Annotated in this window: 2 protein-coding genes; both read right to left on the bottom strand. The window is 26.0% G+C overall.

Going from position 1 to position 20,285, the window contains the following annotated elements:
* Positions 1-31: 31 nt before the first annotated feature.
* Positions 32-9,745, bottom strand: coding sequence for a hypothetical protein (locus QEG99_RS02270; protein ID WP_280101584.1), 9,714 nt, complete (start codon positions 9,743-9,745; stop codon positions 32-34).
* A gap of 272 nt (positions 9,746-10,017) precedes the next feature.
* Complete coding sequence (locus tag QEG99_RS02275; RefSeq protein ID WP_280101585.1) at positions 10,018-20,280, bottom strand: DUF1410 domain-containing protein; 10,263 nt, start codon at positions 20,278-20,280, stop codon at positions 10,018-10,020.
* Between the last annotated feature and the right edge of the window lie 5 nt (positions 20,281-20,285).

Genomic DNA, 20,285 nt, shown 5'->3' on the forward strand with positions numbered 1-20,285 from the left:
AATTCTCCTATTTATTTATAAATTTATAAAATTATACTTTATAAACAATTTCTTTATATTGATTTTCAAAATTTGATCAATTTCATAAATTCATAAGTCCTTTGTGAACTGTTTTAGAATCTCCACCTAAAAATGCCGATACTAAACCAACAAATCTTAATTTTTCACCTTCTTTAGGTCTTTGTTCTATTGGAATAATATTTGCTTTAAGATCGAAAGAAACTGTTGCTGTTGTTGCAGCGTCATCATAAGTAGCTTCATCGACTATGTCTATTCCTCTACCTGCACCATCACCAAACATATAAATATCTCCTTTTTCATTTAAAAATAGAGCATAAGAATATGAACCGGTTAAAACATCATATCCATTTTTAGAACTTGATTTCCCCTGTTTTGTATATATTATTTTTCTTTCCAATCCTTGTTTAGCTGGATTTTCAGGTAGATGAATTTGAACATCTAATTTTCCTGTATTAGCATCATAAATGATATCTTTTAATCCTAATACATTTTTATCTATAGTTCCATTTGTAGCATTGACATTTATAGGGGCTGGTCCAAATGAAAATGGATCTCTATCTCTTTCGTTAGGAACATTATTTGGATGATTTTCTCTATGGAATGAACCCGCCATATTAGAACTACTTCCAGTAATTTCTACAGAATGATAAATTTGTCAAATTTTAGAACTTTGTTCAGCAAATAAAGGAATTTGATTTTGAATAAATAACTGTGAAATATCGAATTTAAATAATTTTGATGAAAGTCCCGCTTCATTTCCAGAACTACCAGCTAAGTAAAATGCAACATTAACATAGTTTTGATCGCTATTATCTCTTTTTATATATAAAATCTTTTTATTTATTTTTTGATTAATATTAATTCAATTTGGTTGATCTTCAGATGCTCATTTTCAAGTATTTAAAATAGCTACATTATCTCCTGAAGGCGAATTTCCTATAAGATTATTTCAACCGTGAGGAGTTCCATTCCCTTGAGCCGAATTTATTCAAGCTAATGTAGGTCGATTTTCATTACCAAATCATCAACTTGAATTTTGATTCACTGAAACACCATTAACATTAAGATTTGCTTTTTTAGCATATAAATTATAATCAAGCGAATTTCCTGTTGTATTGCGTGAAACATTGGTAATTCCAGCTCTTGAATAAGAACCTGTTTCAGTTCCTGCATCTGTTAACAATCTATTAGGATCGTAAACTCTAATTTTAAATTCCATTTCCATTCCTGTAGAAATAATTCCACTTAATGAATCTAATAAAAAGTTTTCTTGTGTTCTTAAAATAATATCATTTCCATTTTGGAGTGTACCAATAAAATTCTGTAATGAAATTGAAACATTATTATCAATATTTTCAAAATAGCTAAATTTAATTTCTAATTTATTGTCTATCCCTACTCAATCAACAGCCGATCCTTTAATGTCGAAAGTAACGGTTGTAGTTCCTTGTTGTTTATCATTTGTAAATTGTCTATTAACAAATGAAATATTGGAAACTTCTTTTTCTGCTCCTGATTTACTATTTTTGAATTTAAATTCTCATGAGTTAAGCAGGTTAGTATTTAATGAGTGAGTTGGGTCATTAAATACTAATTCCACTTTTGATAAATAAGTATTTGTTTGTCCTTCAGGGTTAGTTGTCTGTAAAATTCTTGCACTAGCAATTGTAGGCATTGCAACTTTAGTTTCAAATAATTTAGTTTCTGGAATTGATTTTTCAATAACATTAGACATTGAAAAATCAATTGCATCTTGATTTGCTGAATCTACTAAGCCTTTAATTATATATCTAGTACCAGAAGTTAAATCATTATTATTTAAATTAAATGTTACAATAGGCACTTGACCATTTGTTGATGACTCAGTTATTACTTGAGCAACAGTATTGCTATAAATTGCTACACCAGGTTGATTAACTTTTTCATAATGTAATTTTAAGTTTTTATTAGCTAAATATTTATCAACGTATTCCGCTGAAGCTGAACCCATACCTTTAAAATAACTTCCCATTGTTAATTTAACAGTAGCAGCATCAACTGAAGTATTAGTTATTTCAATTTTAGTTATAGTAGCAGTATTACCTAAAGTATTAACTGTTTTACTGTTAGTTAATGAATTATCTCAAAGCACTTGTTTATTATTAATATCTACCGAACTAATTAAATGAGCACTTTCTTTAGATAAATTATTTAATACAAAAGTAGCAGTTAAATTACTATCAATTTGAGAATAAAGTTCATCTCCTCTTGCTAAAGTTAATTTAGCAATTTTTCCAGCAACTGTTGATAAAGCACGATCGCGGAATGTAAGAACAACTGTCGCCGATCTTTCGCTTGGTGTTATTGATATGTTTGAAATAATTGCTAATGTTGCAAATTCTTCATTTAAAACTTTATTAGCCACTTTAGTTAATACAGTTGTAGGTTTATCTACACGATTATAAGCAACGATTCTATATCTTTCACCAGCACTTAAACCAGTAACATTAATTGTTGCTTTATTATCATTAACTGTTGCACTTGCAGTAATAACTTGTCCTTCAACTTGATTGCTATCATCTAATTTTTGCAATGAAATTTGTACTTGATGCGAATTTAAAAATTGATCAGAATTTGCAAAATCTAAAATCACATTTGCTGATGTATTATCAATATTGCTATAACTAATATTTGTAATTGTAGCTAAATTATCAGTAGTTTTAAATGTTTTAGTAATAGTTGGTTGAATTTTAATAGTTTCATTAGCAATTGTAAGTGAAACTACTTGATAATCGGTGAATTTTTCTAAATTATCTAATGAAAAATTAATAGTATTATTTGCTGAAACAAAATTATCAACAGTAAATGAACGACTATTAACTAGTGTCTGATCACTTGAAGCATTAACTTTATTAATAGTTATAGTAGCTGGTTCGTTATTTAAATATTTAGTATCACCACTTAAAGTAACTAAAATGTTTGCACTTGCATCAGATACATTGTTAAATGTTAAGTTAGTTACACTTGGATTTGTTGAAAATACTTTATTAAATGGTATTTCTACAACAAAATTAGCATTATGTGCAATTGAACCAACAACTGTATCGCTTGCATCAACTTTATTAACAATAATATCAATAATTTCATAAGTTGACATTTCATCTAAATTATTAATTGTTGCTATTAATTTATTAGAAGATTGGTCAATTGCAATATCTTGTGTTTCTTGTTCAACTTGAGTTGCTAAGTTTTTATATTTAATTTTAAATGTTTTATTTAATCTTGCTAAATTTTCATTAGCAGCAACAAAACCGACTGTCACTTGAATAGAATTTGCTGCTTTTTTACTAAATTCTAGTTCATTAATTCAAGTTTGATTTCCTGCTGTAGTAAATTGATCGGAAAATGATTGTTTAGTATCTTTTGATCAAGTAAATAATGGTGATTTAATTATTTTGTTATTATCAACAAAAATATCTACAATTTTAAATCTAGATTGTTTTTGTAAAATTTCAGCAAATTGAACAGTGTAAATATTATCAGTTCCACTAGCTTTAAAAATATAAGAGGAATTTAATGAAATATATTGATTAGTATCAGTATTTAATAAAGTAATTTTAAATGCATTATTTGCTTTCAATGTTAGATCTCGAGTCGATCTAACATTAACAGTTATAATCGGTGTAGCACCACTTTGAAATTCGCCTTTATTATCTGTTCCAAAACTAATAACGGCAATTTCAGTTCAAAATTCTTTTTCATTTTCTGCCCCTTCACTAAATCTTATTTCAGTGTTAGCAGCAGAAGAATTAGAAGCTACTTCTAAAGAATTAATTCTATATTTTGATCCATGAATTAATCCCATTAAATTAGCATTTGTTTCTAATTGAAATTCTGTATTTATATATTGACCATTATTTGCTGTATCTTGAAAACTATTAGTAGCTGTTTGAATTGAACCGCTACTTGCTTGTTGAGCTCCTGTACTATCGATTGTTCCTTGTAAAATAAATTGTACAGTTGATCCGCTAACAATGATATTTTTATTATTATGTTTATCTATAACAATTTCTTGTTGATGAATGGTTTCATTATTATATCCGTCAATTTTTGAATATTTTAAAACTACTGCTTTTCCATTCATAAATGAATCGATAGTACTATCAAAATGGAATATTGCTGCTATTTTTGTTTTAGTTTCATCTAAATATTTATAATTAATTGATGTTACAGTTGCATAAGTTGCTAAAATTCTAAATTCTTTCGATTGTTCAGTTACAGTTGGTTCAAAATCAACAATTGGCGAAACATTTGTTCCTAAACTAATTCCTAAAAAACTGTAAGTTCCATTTTTAACTAAATTTTGTGGATTTAAATTAAAGGAAATTGATTTATCTTGTTTATCAATATTTAAAGTTGTTAATTTTTCTTTATAAATTTGACCTGTATTTTTATTGGTGTAAGAAACATAAACAGCATTTTCTCCTGTTTGATTATTATTTACATATCAATTTTCCAAAATAGTTAGATCGTAATTTGTAAATTTAACTTTAATTGTTGGATTTTCAGAAACTTGTGGAATTGTAACACTGTTAATAACTGGTGTTGTTTCAAATTCTCATCTTTGAGAATTTAATGAAATATTGGTATTAAGATCATTATCTTGTACTAAAATTGATTCAATGTAATATTTTTCACCTGAAATTAATTCTTTACTATTTAATAAAGTGCTACTGTTAATATTAGCATTTACTATTCCATCTTCACTTATGGCAAAATTCGATGTTTGATATAAATTATTTTGTGAATCTTTAAAAGTAATTTGAATATTTTTATTAACTAAATATCAATCTTTATTAGTATCAAAATTTAATATTAAATTAACTCTGTCTTTAGCATTATTTACCATTTGTGAATTTAATAAAATTGCTTGTTTTGCGCTAGTAGTAAATTGTTTATCGCTTTCATCTAATGTTGAAACAAAATTAATAGCATTTCCATCAATTAATAATTCATCAATTTTAAAATTATTGTTTTTTGGTAAGTTAGTTAAATTAAAACTAATTTCATTATTTGCTACATTAGCATCAGAAGTATATATTGCTTGAAATCCTTGAGTTGAAGAAATTGAAAGCAGTACTCTTTTATTATTTAATAAATTGGATAAATCATTAAAAGTAAATCTTAATCCAATTTGACTATCACTTTCAATGGTTTGTGGAATTGTTTTATTAATAGTTTTTACTACTGGTAAAAGAGAAAAGTTTTTATTAATTGTATCAGCAAAAGCAATTGCAACATTATCAACATTAATCGATTTAACAGCAAAACTTCCACCTTCTTCTAATGAATTTAAATCAAATGTAACACTACTTGTAAGTGGATTGATTGTTTGAGCACTAGTGGTTGTTTCTTGCATAGTGCTACGATTTACAAATGTTAATGTTGCTTGTTTATTTGCTAAAAAACCATCAATAATTCGATCAAAACTGAAAGTTAAAGATACTGAATTTGTAGTTTTACTAATGCTATTTTCCACTAATGAAGTTACAGTAGCACTTGTGGCTGTTGTACTAAATTCTCTTTTTGTATCAATAGCATTTTTATTATCTTCAGTAAAAGTTTTTGATAAAGGAATTTCAGTTGAATAATTATCTAATTCAACTTTTAAATCAACAAAATTATAAGCGGTTATTTTATTTAATTTGCTTAAATTAAATTCAACACGATTATTTACAACAGTTGCTGTTGCTAGTTTAATTGTTCCAGTTTCTTGAGCAGCAAATTTTAATGTTGCTTGTTTATCATTAAATGTTCTAACGCTATCTTCATTTTGAAATTCCACAACTACTTTTGCACTTGTTTCATTTATATCGCTAATGTTTATTGTTTTAATAACTCCCAAAGTATTAAATTGAGTTTCATCATTATTAAAGTTAATATTTGCTACCGATAGTCCTTGAACATTAATTGTAGAACCTTCTGGTAAGTCAGTTAAATCATATTCAGCAGTTAAAACACCAAATTTTTCCACAACTTGTGTTTCTAATGTTTTATTTTCCTCGTTGTGATGATTATATGTAAGTGTAACAGTTTGATTTTTTAAATATCAATCAATATTATCAAAAGTATAAGTTAGTTTTGCGCTTGTTGGACTAATGTCAGTTACTTTAGCTTGTACATTAACATTATTTGCTAAAGTTTTAAATTCTTTATTAATATTTTCATTTAATGTAATTTCTTCATAGTTGTTAGTTGATACTTCAACTTTAACAGAAACAATTTCATAACTTGTAAATTTATTTAACGAACTAAGATTTAAAGAAATTGAATTATTATTAATAGTTGTCGAACTAGTTGATGAACTAATTTCAAATATATCAGAAATATTATTTTTGTCTCGATAAGTAATACGAACATTTTTATTTTGATATTCATTTTGTGAATCGGCAAAATTTACAGTAATTTGTGCAGTTGTTTCACCGATATTATCAAATGCAAATGATTGAACAATCGGTTTAGTAAACACAAAACGATTTGTCTGAGTCACTGAATCGGCAAAAGCGATATTAACTTCAGGAGTTTCTGGTGTTTCTAATTTTAAATTGATAATATTATATTTGCTTCCGCTTTCTAAATTAGTTGCTTGGAAAGAAATGATAGATTCATTAACTTGAGCTTTAAACTCTTTAATTTCATTAACAGGTTGTCCAATAGCATTTTCTTTTTGCAATTGCACAATAACTGATTTTTGATTCATAAAACTATCAACATTAGCATCGAAACTCATTTCAAAATTAACAGCATTTTCACTATTTAAAGTTTGACTTAAATTAATAATTTTAGCACTTGTTGCTGAAGTTCTAAAATTATTAGATGCATCATTAAAATTAGCAGTTCTTAAAAATTCTAATCCATTTAGTGAAATTCTTTCAATTGTATAATCAGTAACTTTATTTAAATTAGATAATTTAACTACAAATCTTTTAGCGGCAAATTTATCTGCTTCTACTTGAGTTTCAAGAGAATTAGCAATTCCATCGCTTGTTACATAATTAACTTTAACTGTTTTATTTGTTTTAACAAATTCAGGATCACTATTAACAATTTCAAAATGAAGTTCTGCTGAATTTTCTGTAATATTTTTAACAGTTAAATTGGAAATTGCAGCTTTAGTGTAAAATTCTCTACTACTTCTAGCACTTTCTGGAATTGTAAAATTATATTTATCAGGAGCAACTGGAGTAATTCTAGTTACAACATATTTTGTTCCTTCTTGTAAATCATTAGCAACTACTTTTGCTTCACCAACTTCATCGACAGTTGTCATTTTTACAATTTCTTGATCATCTGGAGCATTTTCAACTTTATAGTGAATATTAATAGATTTATTAACTAAAATTAAATCTGTTGATAAATCAAATGCCACTTTAATTTCAGCCGATTTTTCCTTAATTGCTTCAACATTTATTTCACCGACGATAAAATCACTAGCAGTTGTAGTAAATTGATTATCAGTTCTTGAAGAAATTTCTTCAGAATAAAATGTATTTAATTCAGGATCTAATTGAATTGAAATAATTTGATATTGCATTCCTTTTAATAAATTATTTAAAGTAAAAGTTACTCCTTCTTCAGTTATTTTAACTAAGGCAGTAGAACTTGGTGAACTTTGTTGTCCAATAACTTGATAAATAATTTTTGCTTTTCTTTCTACAGGAACAATTTCATTATTTTCATTTTTTTCTTGTAATAAAGTATTTTTTCAATCGGAGAAAGTAATTTTCACTTTTGCACTTGTATCACTAATGTCTTGATATTCGATTTTATTAATTTTTGAATTTGTTGTAAATGTTTTTACATTTTCAGGAGATGATAAATTTAAAGAAATATCGCTATCTTTTAACTCGACACCAACTATTTTATAAACTGTACCAGAATCTAAAGGACTTGGAACAGAATCGGTATTAAAGGCAACGTCACCTCCTAAATTGAATTTAACACTATTAGCAGCAGCGATTGCTTCTTGAGTAAAAATTTCAGTTGATTGCGGATTTACTTTTTGATATTTTAAAACAACAACATTTCCATTGATGAATCTGTTTTCAGCATTAAATACCATATTTACAGAAGCGGAATTATGAGTAACAGCAATAGTTCCTTGAATTAAAATTTCAGCATCAGTAACTAATGTTGTAAATGATCTAGAACTTTTTTCATTGTATTTATCGATAAATGGAATATTTAAAACAGTTTTTTCTTGATCATTTAATGTTACTTTAACTTGATCAACTGCATAATTGATTCCCTGTGATAATCCTTCAACGTTAAATGTTGCTACATAAACATTATCAGTATTTGGTTTTTTCACTAATGTTTGTTTAGCAATTGCTTTTTCATTAAATGGATCTAAAGAAATTTCAATTGAAGAATTTTCCAATTTATCTTTATTATCTTGATTAATAATTTCTAAAGTAACAGTTGCTGTTCTTGATTGAACATTTGATAATAAAACATTAGAAACTCCGACTTTTGTTTCTAAAAATAATTGATTATTGCTATTAACAGCATTAATTTTATTTTTTGAATCAATAACTGTTTGCGATCATTCGACATCAGCATTATCAATTTCAACAGAAATAATTTCGTAAATACTTCCTTCTAAAAGAGTTTTTTGTTCATTTGAAGCATTAAAATCAAAAATAATAGTATCTTGAATCAACTGTGATTCAATTTCTTTTATTTCATTTGTTCCTTTTAATTTATATTTTAATACACCACGATTACCATTTAATGATGTTTCTGGTTCATCATTCGCCTTTGAAAGTCCGATCATTACTTGCGCTTTATTAGTTAATACATTAAGGTAACTAATTTTACTTGCATAAATCTTTTTATTAATTGTTTGAAAAGTATTGATAGTATCGGCAACAACATTTTCTGAATATGGAATTAAAATATCATTATTATTTAAAATCCCATTATCTTTACCATCATTATAATAGGCAACATATTCAATAACATATTTTCTATTTGGTACTAAACCTTTTAAAACGAAAGTTGCTTTATTATCAATAATTTTAGCAGATTCATTTTCTGAAACTTTACTATCTTGAGTTTTAATTTCTTTTCCTTCTGAATCAACTGTAACATAATAATATCTTAAAGTTGCATTTTTATTTTCTAGTGATTTAACATCATCTGAAAATGAAACGATAACTTTCTTTTCAGATGGGCTAATATTTTCAAATTCAAATGATTTAACATTGGCTTTAGTAAAAATAAATCTACTTTCAGAGTTAACAACATTGAATTTTAATTTTTCTTCACCAAATTTTCTTTCTGGACCTTTAAATACAATTTCATATTTAGTTCCTGCTTTTAATTTATTTTGTAAATCAGATTGAAACTGTCAACTTCTTTCGCCGACCAAATATTGTGCAACTCCAGTTTGAACTTCTTTCCTTTTTTCTTGATCATCAGGATTTTCAATTAATGCAACATTAATATCTCTTCTATTTAGCTTTAATGTATCGGAATCGTTGAATTGAAATTTAAACGAAAGACTTTTATCGGTGGTGTTTACAAAATCTTGTTTAATATCAACGATGTCATATTGAATAGATCTTCAATTTTTAAGAACAAAAAACGGGGTTAGAATTGAACTTCCAATTATTGCCCCGCCAAGTGCAAGTGAAACAACTGCTAGAAGTTTTCTTGTTTTTTTACTTTTCTGCTTTTCCATAATATTTTCCTTTATTTTTATCATAAATTTACTTAAAATTTCGGGCTTTTTTTTTTTTTTTTTGATTAAGTGAGTTCAAAAAAATAAACCAGTAATTTTATTAAAATAAAATAATTATACCAAAAATAGCCAATAAATATAAATTAATTGCCTTAATTATCTTTTTTGTAAAAATCTAATTTTAAAAATAAAAAAAAATTTATTTTTTTACAAAAAAATTAAAAAATAATATAAAATACAGCAAATTAATGCTGTATCATTTATAAATAAAATTAATGTGTTAAACGGATGCTGATCATAACATCGTCATAATGTCTTTCATCAACTAAAACATTGAAAACCCTATTATGCAAATCGTTAGATTGTGTTCATAAACCGATGAATCTTAATTCTTTATTAATAGGTGCTTTTTGATCGCCTGGTAATCACCAAATATTTAAATGATAAGTTTTTGAATAAGCAGCTGTTCTTACAAGTGGTAAAGCATGAGCATTTTCATCACCTGCAAAATATAAATTACCAGTAGTTGGATCGATAAATACTGCATAACTTGTATGTTTAAAATAATCGTCAGGTCATGGACCTTCAAAATGCGCTGTAAATTGATTGTTAGATTGGTCAAAACTGGTACGAGTAATTCTAAGATATTGACCGTTATTATCTATATTCGAATTTAAATTTAAAGGCCTTTCAATAATATTAAGTTTATCGCCATGACTTGTGAATACAGCTTTAGCATAATCCACACCTAAACCTCTATTATTAGAATGTCATCCAGGTAAAGTAGGATTTATATACATATAATTTTCATTTAACTTTTCAGATAATACTGTTATTCCGCTTGTTACATCTGTTAAAAATCCATCTTGATTTCCTGTTGCATTACTTTCAACTAAAGATAAAATACTTATAACCGAATCTCTTTTAATTCTTAACAATTTAGCAAATGTATTTTGTGGAGGATTTGCAGAACCAGCTGCATCCATATTAAATAAAATGGACAAATGAGCATATTTATCTGGATTGCTTTTTTCCCTTTTTATCGAAATTCTATCAACCGAACCATAGAAGTTACTAAAATTACCACGGAATCTTTTGTGATCTTGTCTTAATCTAAAATTACTATTTTTACCTATTCCTCATGTACTTCTTCATCTTTCTCATTCGCCCGCAAATAAACCATTGCCTATAGGTGCACCATCACTATTATATGTAAAACCATCAGAACCAAAAGCATTAGTTACTTCCAGTCCCAAAGCAACTGGATAAGGACTTGTTATTCTTGTTCAAGTATCAGCTGTACCTCAAGGATTATTAGTAGGAGTATTTTGTAATATTTGTAATGGATCATATACTCTTAAAGTGAATCCCATTCATTGAGAACCACTATATCTTGGATATAAAATTTCTTCTACTACAATTTGAGTTTTAATCAATGATGTTAATGGATCATTTTTGTAATCGGTATTTACATTAAATTTTGAAGAAAGAGTATTATTAGTTTTTTTAGTATATTGTATATCTCTAAATGTAAATGTTAGTTTTTTACCAATATATGTTCTTATATCATCGCTAATAATATCAACAATCATATTCGGACTTAATGTATTAGGAATTTCTTGACTAATTCTTATTCTGTTATTTGGAATATTTATTTGTCTTCCGTTTTCTGTGTATGAAACTGTTGCTGATCAACTATTAACAGTGGTTCAATTTAAAGAGTGATTAGGATCATCAAAAGTAAATCTAAATTTATTAGAATATGAATATTGATCATCTCCAACATCAACTAGTGATATTTTCTCAGGTTTTAAAGGAGTAATTGTTAAAATTTTTGGCTCTGCTCTAAATGTTGAAAAATCATAATGGGAATTATTTGTTTTATTGATAGTAAATGAAACTCTTTCATAACTTTGAGCTAAATCATTAATTCTGATAATTTTATATTCAGTTCCAGATTCGAGATTATCAAATTCTTTGGTTAAATCAAATTCAAAACTATTACTATTAATATTTGCTTGGTTTAAGCGAATATTAATTGGCGAAGTAATAAAATTACCAGTTGGAGCACCTGTACTTAATTTTTGATAAGTTAAACTTAATGTTTTATCTAAAAGTTTTTGGCCAACACTTGCATCAAAGGTGAATTTAACTTTTGAACCATCAATTTTTATATCAGAATCTTGTTGCCCGCTGAAAGTAACATCAATATTATCAATAACTGTTCTAAATTCTTTTGTTAAAGCATATTCACTACCAGGGGCAAATATTTTACTAAATTGAATAACTTCATTTGTTGTTGTATCAGTTATTTCTGATACAAGATATTCGGTATTTTTTTCTAATCCTGTAACTGTAAAATCAACTTCAGCATTAGTATTAGCACTAGCATTAGCATAATATGCTTGAGCTGGATTGTTCTTTTTAACTACTTTAATTTTAAAGGTTTTATTATCAATATAATCACCAGCATCAAAAAATCTAATTTTAACTTTTTGACTAGTTTGATTAATTGGTTCACTAACAACTGCTGAAATTTCAGGTTTTGTTTTAAAAATGTCATTATGAGTTAATAAATCACTTGAAGCAACACTAACAAATGCTGGAATTACAGTTATACCAGTAATTTGATATTCAATTCCCCCATCTAAATTAGTTAAATTAAATGTGGCATCTTTTGTTTGCGAATTGATATTTACTTCATTTGAACGGAAAACTTCTGATGAACCGTCGTTTTTTGTATAAGTTACTCAAGCTTTTTGATTTTCAACAACAAAATCGTCTTTAAATGGAACTTTTACAGTTATTGAATTGTTAGTAATATTGCTATATTCAATATTTTCATTATCTCTTAAATATGCTCTGCTAACAAATGCTCTAAATTTTCTTTGTTCATGGGTGTCTGAATTAATTTCGTCATTAAAAGCAATTGTAGTTCCGCCTACTTTTGAAATGCTAACAATTTTATATTCTAATCCAGGAACTAAATCTGTTATTAAAAAGGATGCGGTTGTATTATTATTATTATTATTATTATTATCTACCATTACTGCTGTAGTTGCTGTTGTTTGGTGTTTTGATCCTGTTGACTGAATGTTATTTGAAGTTAAAACGGTTATGGACACATTATCATTAGCTGCTAAATTTAAATTATTATTATCAAAAACAACATCAACTATTGCTTGTGAATTATTGAAAGTATTAACTGTCGTATCTTGGAAATTAGAAATTGTTCTAATTCTTGCAACTTTTGCTTTTGTTTTAATTCAAGCTACATCATTATTTTTATTAGTTAAATTAGCAGTTATAAATGAACCGTTAGCTTTAGAGAAAATTACTTCAGTTATTTCATATGTTTCTCCGCCTTTTAAATTCGAAACATCAAATACTGCTTGTTTATTTTGAATTGAAACAGGAGTTGGATAAGAAATAATTTCACTAATATTAAATCTAGTTGTATATTTAATATTAACATTTCAACCATCATTTAAAAAATCATCATACTGACCGAAATTTAAAGTAAATCTACCTGTTGATTCTTGATAATCATTATTAGCATTAATTGTAACATCAGCTGTTTTGTAATTAGTTTTAAATCTTTTATTCATTTCATTATTTGCTGTTGAAGCAAAATCATAATTTTCATTTCCAATAGAAACAGAAGTAATTTCATAGTCGCTATTTTTTTGTAAATTATTTAATTCTAATGTAAATGAATTTCTTTGATCATAATTAAATGTTTGAGTGAAAGTTTGATTAGTTGCAACATGTTTATAATTAACAACTCCTTGTTGATTTAAATTAATTAAATTATCATTATCAATCACTTGGAAAGTTAAACTAGCAGTTTTTTCTACATCAGTATTTTTATTAATTGTTCCAATTGCTGGCTTAGTTTTGAAATTTAAATCAACAGTATCTTTAAATGTATATTTAACATTATTTGGATCTAAAATGCCATTTTCTGTTTCTGTTAAACTAATAATGGTATAACTATCACCAGGATTTAAATTAGTTAAATTAAAAGTAATTTGAGCATCATTATTATTTAAAGTGGCTGTTGTTTGCGCTGATTTAAATTGTTGTCCTGTGGTATTTGAGGAGAAAATTAAATAGAGTTGCTGGGCAGCTAAGTTAGGAACTACATTAGTGGTTCCGACAATAAATTTATCAACTGAATCAAATTTTAATGTTACTGTAGCACTTTCAGTTTCCAAAGTATTATTAACTTCTTTTGCAACAACAGTAGCATTTTTAGCAGTTGTTTTAAATATTTTTTGATCATTATTAAATTGCTGGTCAAAAGGCATTGGCACTTGGTTTAATAACACTTTTTTAATTGAATAAGTTTGTGCTTTTTCTAAATTATTTAAATAAATAACTGCCTCTGATTTTCCTGCTTGACCAACGTTCATATTACTTGGTTCACTAATTATTTCTTGATTATTGTTATTAATAGTATAAACTATTTTAGTTTCTAAACCGACATATATTTGTGATGGATCGTTAATTTGCACTATAATTTCTGCACTTTGATCACTAGTTGTACTACTAATTTCTTTTACATCGGCAACAGTTGAAAATGTTCTATCTAATGAATTGATTGTTTCGCCAAAATAAACTCTTACACGATGTGGATTATTTACATTAACTACATCCGATGTAAAATTATCATTTAAAAAATTTAGTGAAACCATTTCATATGAACCTTGAATAAAACCATCATTATTAACAGTAAAATTAAAATCTGCTTTTAATTTATTATTAATAGGATCTTCGCTAATTACTGAATTAATTGTTTTAATTTGCTCTGTTCCTTTTAAACGGTAATTTAAAGTAATATTAGTATATGTTTTTAAATAATTTTTATCACTTTCATCAAAATATAGCGAAAATGATGCACTATTAGTTGTTGATTGACGATTAGCAACTTCACTAACTACTACTTTTTGTGGAATTACTTTAAATGTTTTATCACTTTCTTGAATGCTATTTTCTAATTCTAGTTGACTTTGATTATTATTTGCAACTAAATATACATTTTTAACTTTATAATCTGTAAAATCTTCTAAATTTTCTAAAACAAAGTTTGCTTTATTTGAATTAACTCTTGAAAGATTTGAAGTTAAAATAGTTTGCGGTTCAGCTACTTTAAAATACTCAATTTTTAAATTGCTATTTTCTGAAGAAGCTAATAAATCTTTTAATGTTAATTCAACATTTCATTTATTTTCTAATTCGTGTTTATAATTTCTAATTGAATTAACAGTTGCTAAAGTATTAAACTCTTTGTTAGTTGCAGTTCCTTTTGTATAAATGGTAATATCAGGAATAATTTCTTTAATAATTCTAACATTTGCTCCATGGCCTAAATCATTTAAATCAAAACTATAAGTTATATAATTACCACTTTCTGTTGGATTAACACTATTAGAAAGTTTATTAGTATCATGATCACTACTACGATATTCAATTTGAGTGCTTTTATTCTTTTCAAATAAATAACCATCTTCAGATTTTGCAAATTTAAGAGTTACAGTTGCTGAATTATTAGTAATATTACTATATTCAATAAACTCTAAATTAGCTGTTTTAGGAATGACAGTAAATTCTTTTTGTGCTTGATCAATTGAAGCATTAAAAGTTAAATCAGTTGAATTAGTATTTTCTCTAATGCTTTTTATTACATATGTTTTACCTTTAACTAAATTATTATTAATATCAAATTCAGCACTAGAAAGATTTACATTACTATTTACTGTAAATTCTGTATTTGGATTAGTTTTTTCATAGTAAGTTAAAGTTAATTGTCGATTATCATATGATTTAGAATCGCCTGTACCTGAAAGTGGATCTTTTAAAATTAAATTAACTTTATAATTTAGTTCCGAAAAAGCAAATGATGAAATTTTGGAAATTTCAGGTAAAGTAATGATTTTTTTACTTTCATCACTAATATTTAAATCAAAAACTGTTTTTTCAATTTGATCAGTTTCAAGGCTATTAATTGAATAAATTGATCCAGCTTCTAAATTTGATAAATTAAATGTTGCACTAACTTTTTTAGAGCCATTAACTGTTGAAATAGCATAATTACTAGTTGCTCGACTAAAGTTTTGATCACCCTGTTTTTTTCAAACTAAAGTTACTTGCCGATTTTCTAAATATGCATCAGATTCTGGTGCTTCAATTATAACAATTGCATTATCGTGGTTTACCGATACATTTAGTGCATTAATTGTAACTAATTGCGGTACTAAAGTAAATTCTTTAGATACTGTTGGTGCTAAACTTTCTTTTAAAGTAGAAAAATTATTTGAATTATTTGCATCGGAAATTTCAACTCTTTCAATTACATATGTTGATGCTTTTGCTAAACTAGATAAATTGAAAATTGCTACTCCATTATTAATTTTTACTGCATTAGTTTCAATAATTGTGTTATTAACATCATTTTTTAATTTATAAAAAAGTTTAACATTATAATCATTTTTTCTTCTAGATAAATCAGCAATTGATACCACTAATCTAACACTAGTGTCTGAAGTTTGTAAAACTTGATAATTTTCAACTACATTAGTTGTATAAGCAATTTTTTCACTAGTTGGTAAATTGATAATATTTGTTTGATAATCATCAACTATAAAATCAACAATTTCATAACGATTTCCTGGTTTTAAATTATTTAAATCAAAAATTGCTTGGTTATTTGCAATTGTTATTTTAGGTTGATCAAAAGTATGAATTTCTGTTGAATCTAAACCGCGATATTTTAATATTGCCTGTTTATTATTTGCAAAATTATCTTTACTATCAATTGTTAAAGTAAATCTTACACTTGTATCTGTTTCATTACTTGCTTGAATTTGAGTTATATTAATATTTGTTGCCTTAACAGTGAAAAATGAATTTGTTTCTAATTCAGCTAATTTTTCTTGATCAGTAGTTTTATCTATAGCTTGATTATTATCATTATATTTAACATTTATTACCTTCATTTTTTTAGTTTTAGGTAAATTTGTTAAATTGAAAATATATAATCCACCTTCAGAATTTGCAACACTAGAATAAATTTGTCCAGTTGGAATATTACTATCGTCAACCTCTTGTGCTTCAATTTTTAATTCTCTATTAATTATTTCTCTTTTTGAATCTTTAAAACTTACATAAATTACCGCTGATGCTTCATAAAATGTTTCTACATTAACATAATTTCATGTCGCAGTAGTAGAAATTTGTTTTTGAGTTTCTGGTAATGAAATATAATTAACTGCTATTGTTCTATCATCAATGATTTCGATATTATCATTATCTTTGGTTTTTAAAACAAAACCGGTTATATAATATGTCGAACCATCTTGTAAATTATCAAGATTAAAAGTAAATTTTTTATCTGCTTGATTAATAGTTCCATCAGCTTCTAAATCTACTTCATTATTAACACCCGATAATAAACGATATTTCATTTTTAAAGGGAAATTGTGGGTAAATATAGCTTCATCTTCATTATTAAATGTAACTTCAACAGTTGCGCTATTTAACGATTTATTAGTTTGATTAATTGATTGTACAGTTGCACTAGTAAAATTTGTTCAAAATTCTTTATTATTTTCAGTTATTAAATTATTAAACGGGAGAGACGTAAAGGATGATGTTTGTTCATTTAACATTTCTACTTTTTCAATTGTGTATTTACTTACTTTATTTAAATTAGCTAAATCAAAAATTAATCGATTATTAATATTGGTAACTAATTCGCTAGTAATTTTTTGCTCACCTGTATTTGTATTTGTTTTATATGTTAATTTAAATTGTTTTTTATCATATTCATTAGTTGCATCTGCTAAATTAATAATAACTCTTGCTTTTTGCTGTTCGATATTATCAAATTCAATTGATCTAATACCATTTTTGGTGGTGAAAACTTTATCATTTTCTGAAACTGTTGCATCATTATAAATAACTTTGGGTACATTTTTACCTATATTATTAAATTGATCTTTTTTAATTTCTAAACTATGAATAACATATTTTGTACCAATTTCTAAATTGCTAAAATCAAAACTAGCGGTTGATTGATCATTTATTATCGCTTCTTTAACATCATCACTTACAATTGATGATCCTACTTTACGATATTTTAATATCAATGTTGAATTATTAATAAATGTTGAATCAAAATAGGACTGGGCATATTGATTATTATTTGTTCCATCATTTTTAATTGTATTTAAAAATTGCTGTCCTAAATCTTCAGTAACAAATTGAATAGTTAAACTAGAATTATTAATAGTTTTTGCCATTGAAGTAACTGAAGCTATTACCGCTGTATTAGCAGTGGTGAAAAATCTTCTTTTTTCAGGAGTAATTAAAGGGGAAATATCCAGTAATTCTCCATTATTATTGGAAGTATTATAATTTTCTATGCTAACTGATTTAATTTCAAAAACTTTATCAGGTTTTAAATTTTTTAGTTCAAATCTAGCATAGTTATTTGAAATTGTTGTTGTTTCTTGCTGTTCTTGAGCATTTGGACTTTCAATATCAACAAATTTAATTGTTACCCTTTTGTTTTCAAACGATAAAGGATCAGAAGGTGCAAAAGAGTTTTTAAAATTTAATGATAAATCAACAAGCGGATCTTTACTTTCAAAATAAATATCATTTAAAACGGCTTTAGTAGTAAAACTTCTTTTATTGGCACTAATAGAAGAAGAGAATTTTAATTGTAAACTATTTTCAACAATGTTTTTATTTGGATCATCATCTAAAAAAACTTCATTTACAACATAAGTTGTCCCACCTTGTAAATTATCAATTGAAAATTCGGCAAAAATTCGTCCATTTTCCTTTTTAATTTCTATCCCTTCAACTCTAGCAGAATTTTCATTATTTGGATAAATTATTGCTTGATCGCTAGCAAATTCAGAAAAATTTATTCTCGCTTTTCTTCCAACTAAAAATTCATGAGTTGGATTAAAATCAACAGTTGCTTTAGTATTGGTTTCGCCAGTTTTATTTCTATCAAAATTAATATCAGTTATTAAAATATTGGAAATTGTTGGAATAAAATGTTTTTGATTTTCATCAAATGTATCTTTATATAAAAACGGAGTTGTAATTTTATTATCAAAATTTTCCAATCTTCCAATTTCTAAAATTGAATAGTTAACTAATCCCTGCAAATCAGTTAAATTAAAACGAGCAAAATTTCCAACTGCTAATTCGCTAACTGTTTTAATTTGATCATCACTTTCGTTTTCTGCTTTATATTTTAAATAAATAGTCTGATTATTTTCAGTAGCTAAATCATCTTTAAATTTAACTGTTACAAATGCTGATTTTTCTACTTCTGTATCAACTTTAATACTTTCAACAACAGCTCTTGTTGAAAAAACTCATTGATCTTGGATATTTTGCGGAATAACTGCTTGAACAATTTCTGAATTTTCTAAATAATTTAACGAAGCGGTTTTAATAATTTCATATGAAGTTCCTGGAATTAAATTATCAATATTAACTGTAGTTTTATATACTTCAACTTCCTTATTTAAATTATTTTCAATCACTTTAGTTATTTGAACTTTATTTAAAACATTAAGATTTTTATAACTATATGAACCATCACTATTTTTTTCTCTTTGAGCATAATAAATGTTAATAAATTTATTTTCTACATCTTGATCTTCATTATTTCAATATAAATCTAAAGTAGTAGATGTTTCACTGCGACTAACAACATTAATTTTTTGTAACTCAGTTCTGGCAATGGCGGTACGAAATTCTGATTTAGCATTTCTATTAATTGCAATTACATCTGTACTAGTAGCAATTTTATCAATATAATAATCGGTATTTCTTTCTAAATTTTCAAATTTAGCTGTTAAAGAGGGGACATTGCGTTTATTAGATAATTGATCAACTTCTTCAGTTAAAGTTATTTTTGCTTTTGTAGTTAATACAACATTAGGATCGCTTGCTTTTTTTATTGTAATTTCTACTTCTTGATCATTTAATGCTAGCATTTCATCAGCAAATAGCATTTTAATATCTACTTGTTTTTGATTAAATTGATAATTAATTGTTTTAACTTCTGGTTTAGTAATTATAAATGAAGAGTCCTGGTGAATATCGAAAGTATAATTTACTCTGTTTAAATCTAAAATTTGAAAAGTGTAAATTTTTCCTGCTTCTAGATTTTTTAAATCAACTGAATAGCTTTTTTTATTTTCATTAAATTTAATTTTTTGAGTATCAAAAATTCTTCTTGATGAATGCTCTAAAATATTAATATTTAAATCTGGATTGTTTTTTAAAGTTTCATAAACGTTTTCAGACATAGATTCATTATCTAATTTAAAATCAATAGTTGCACCATTTTGAAAAACATTTGAACTTTGAAATTCATGCACTTTAATAACTTCATTTTTTTCAAAATCTCTTAGTAAAAGCGGAATTAAACCGGCAGCCGTTCCAATACTAGAACCTAATGTTGCACCTAAAATTAAGCCTTTTTTGTTTTTTATTTTTTTCATATTTC

The organism is Mesomycoplasma lagogenitalium, from assembly GCF_029854295.1.
Lineage (GTDB): Bacteria > Bacillota_I > Bacilli_A > Mycoplasmatales > Metamycoplasmataceae > Mesomycoplasma_A > Mesomycoplasma_A lagogenitalium.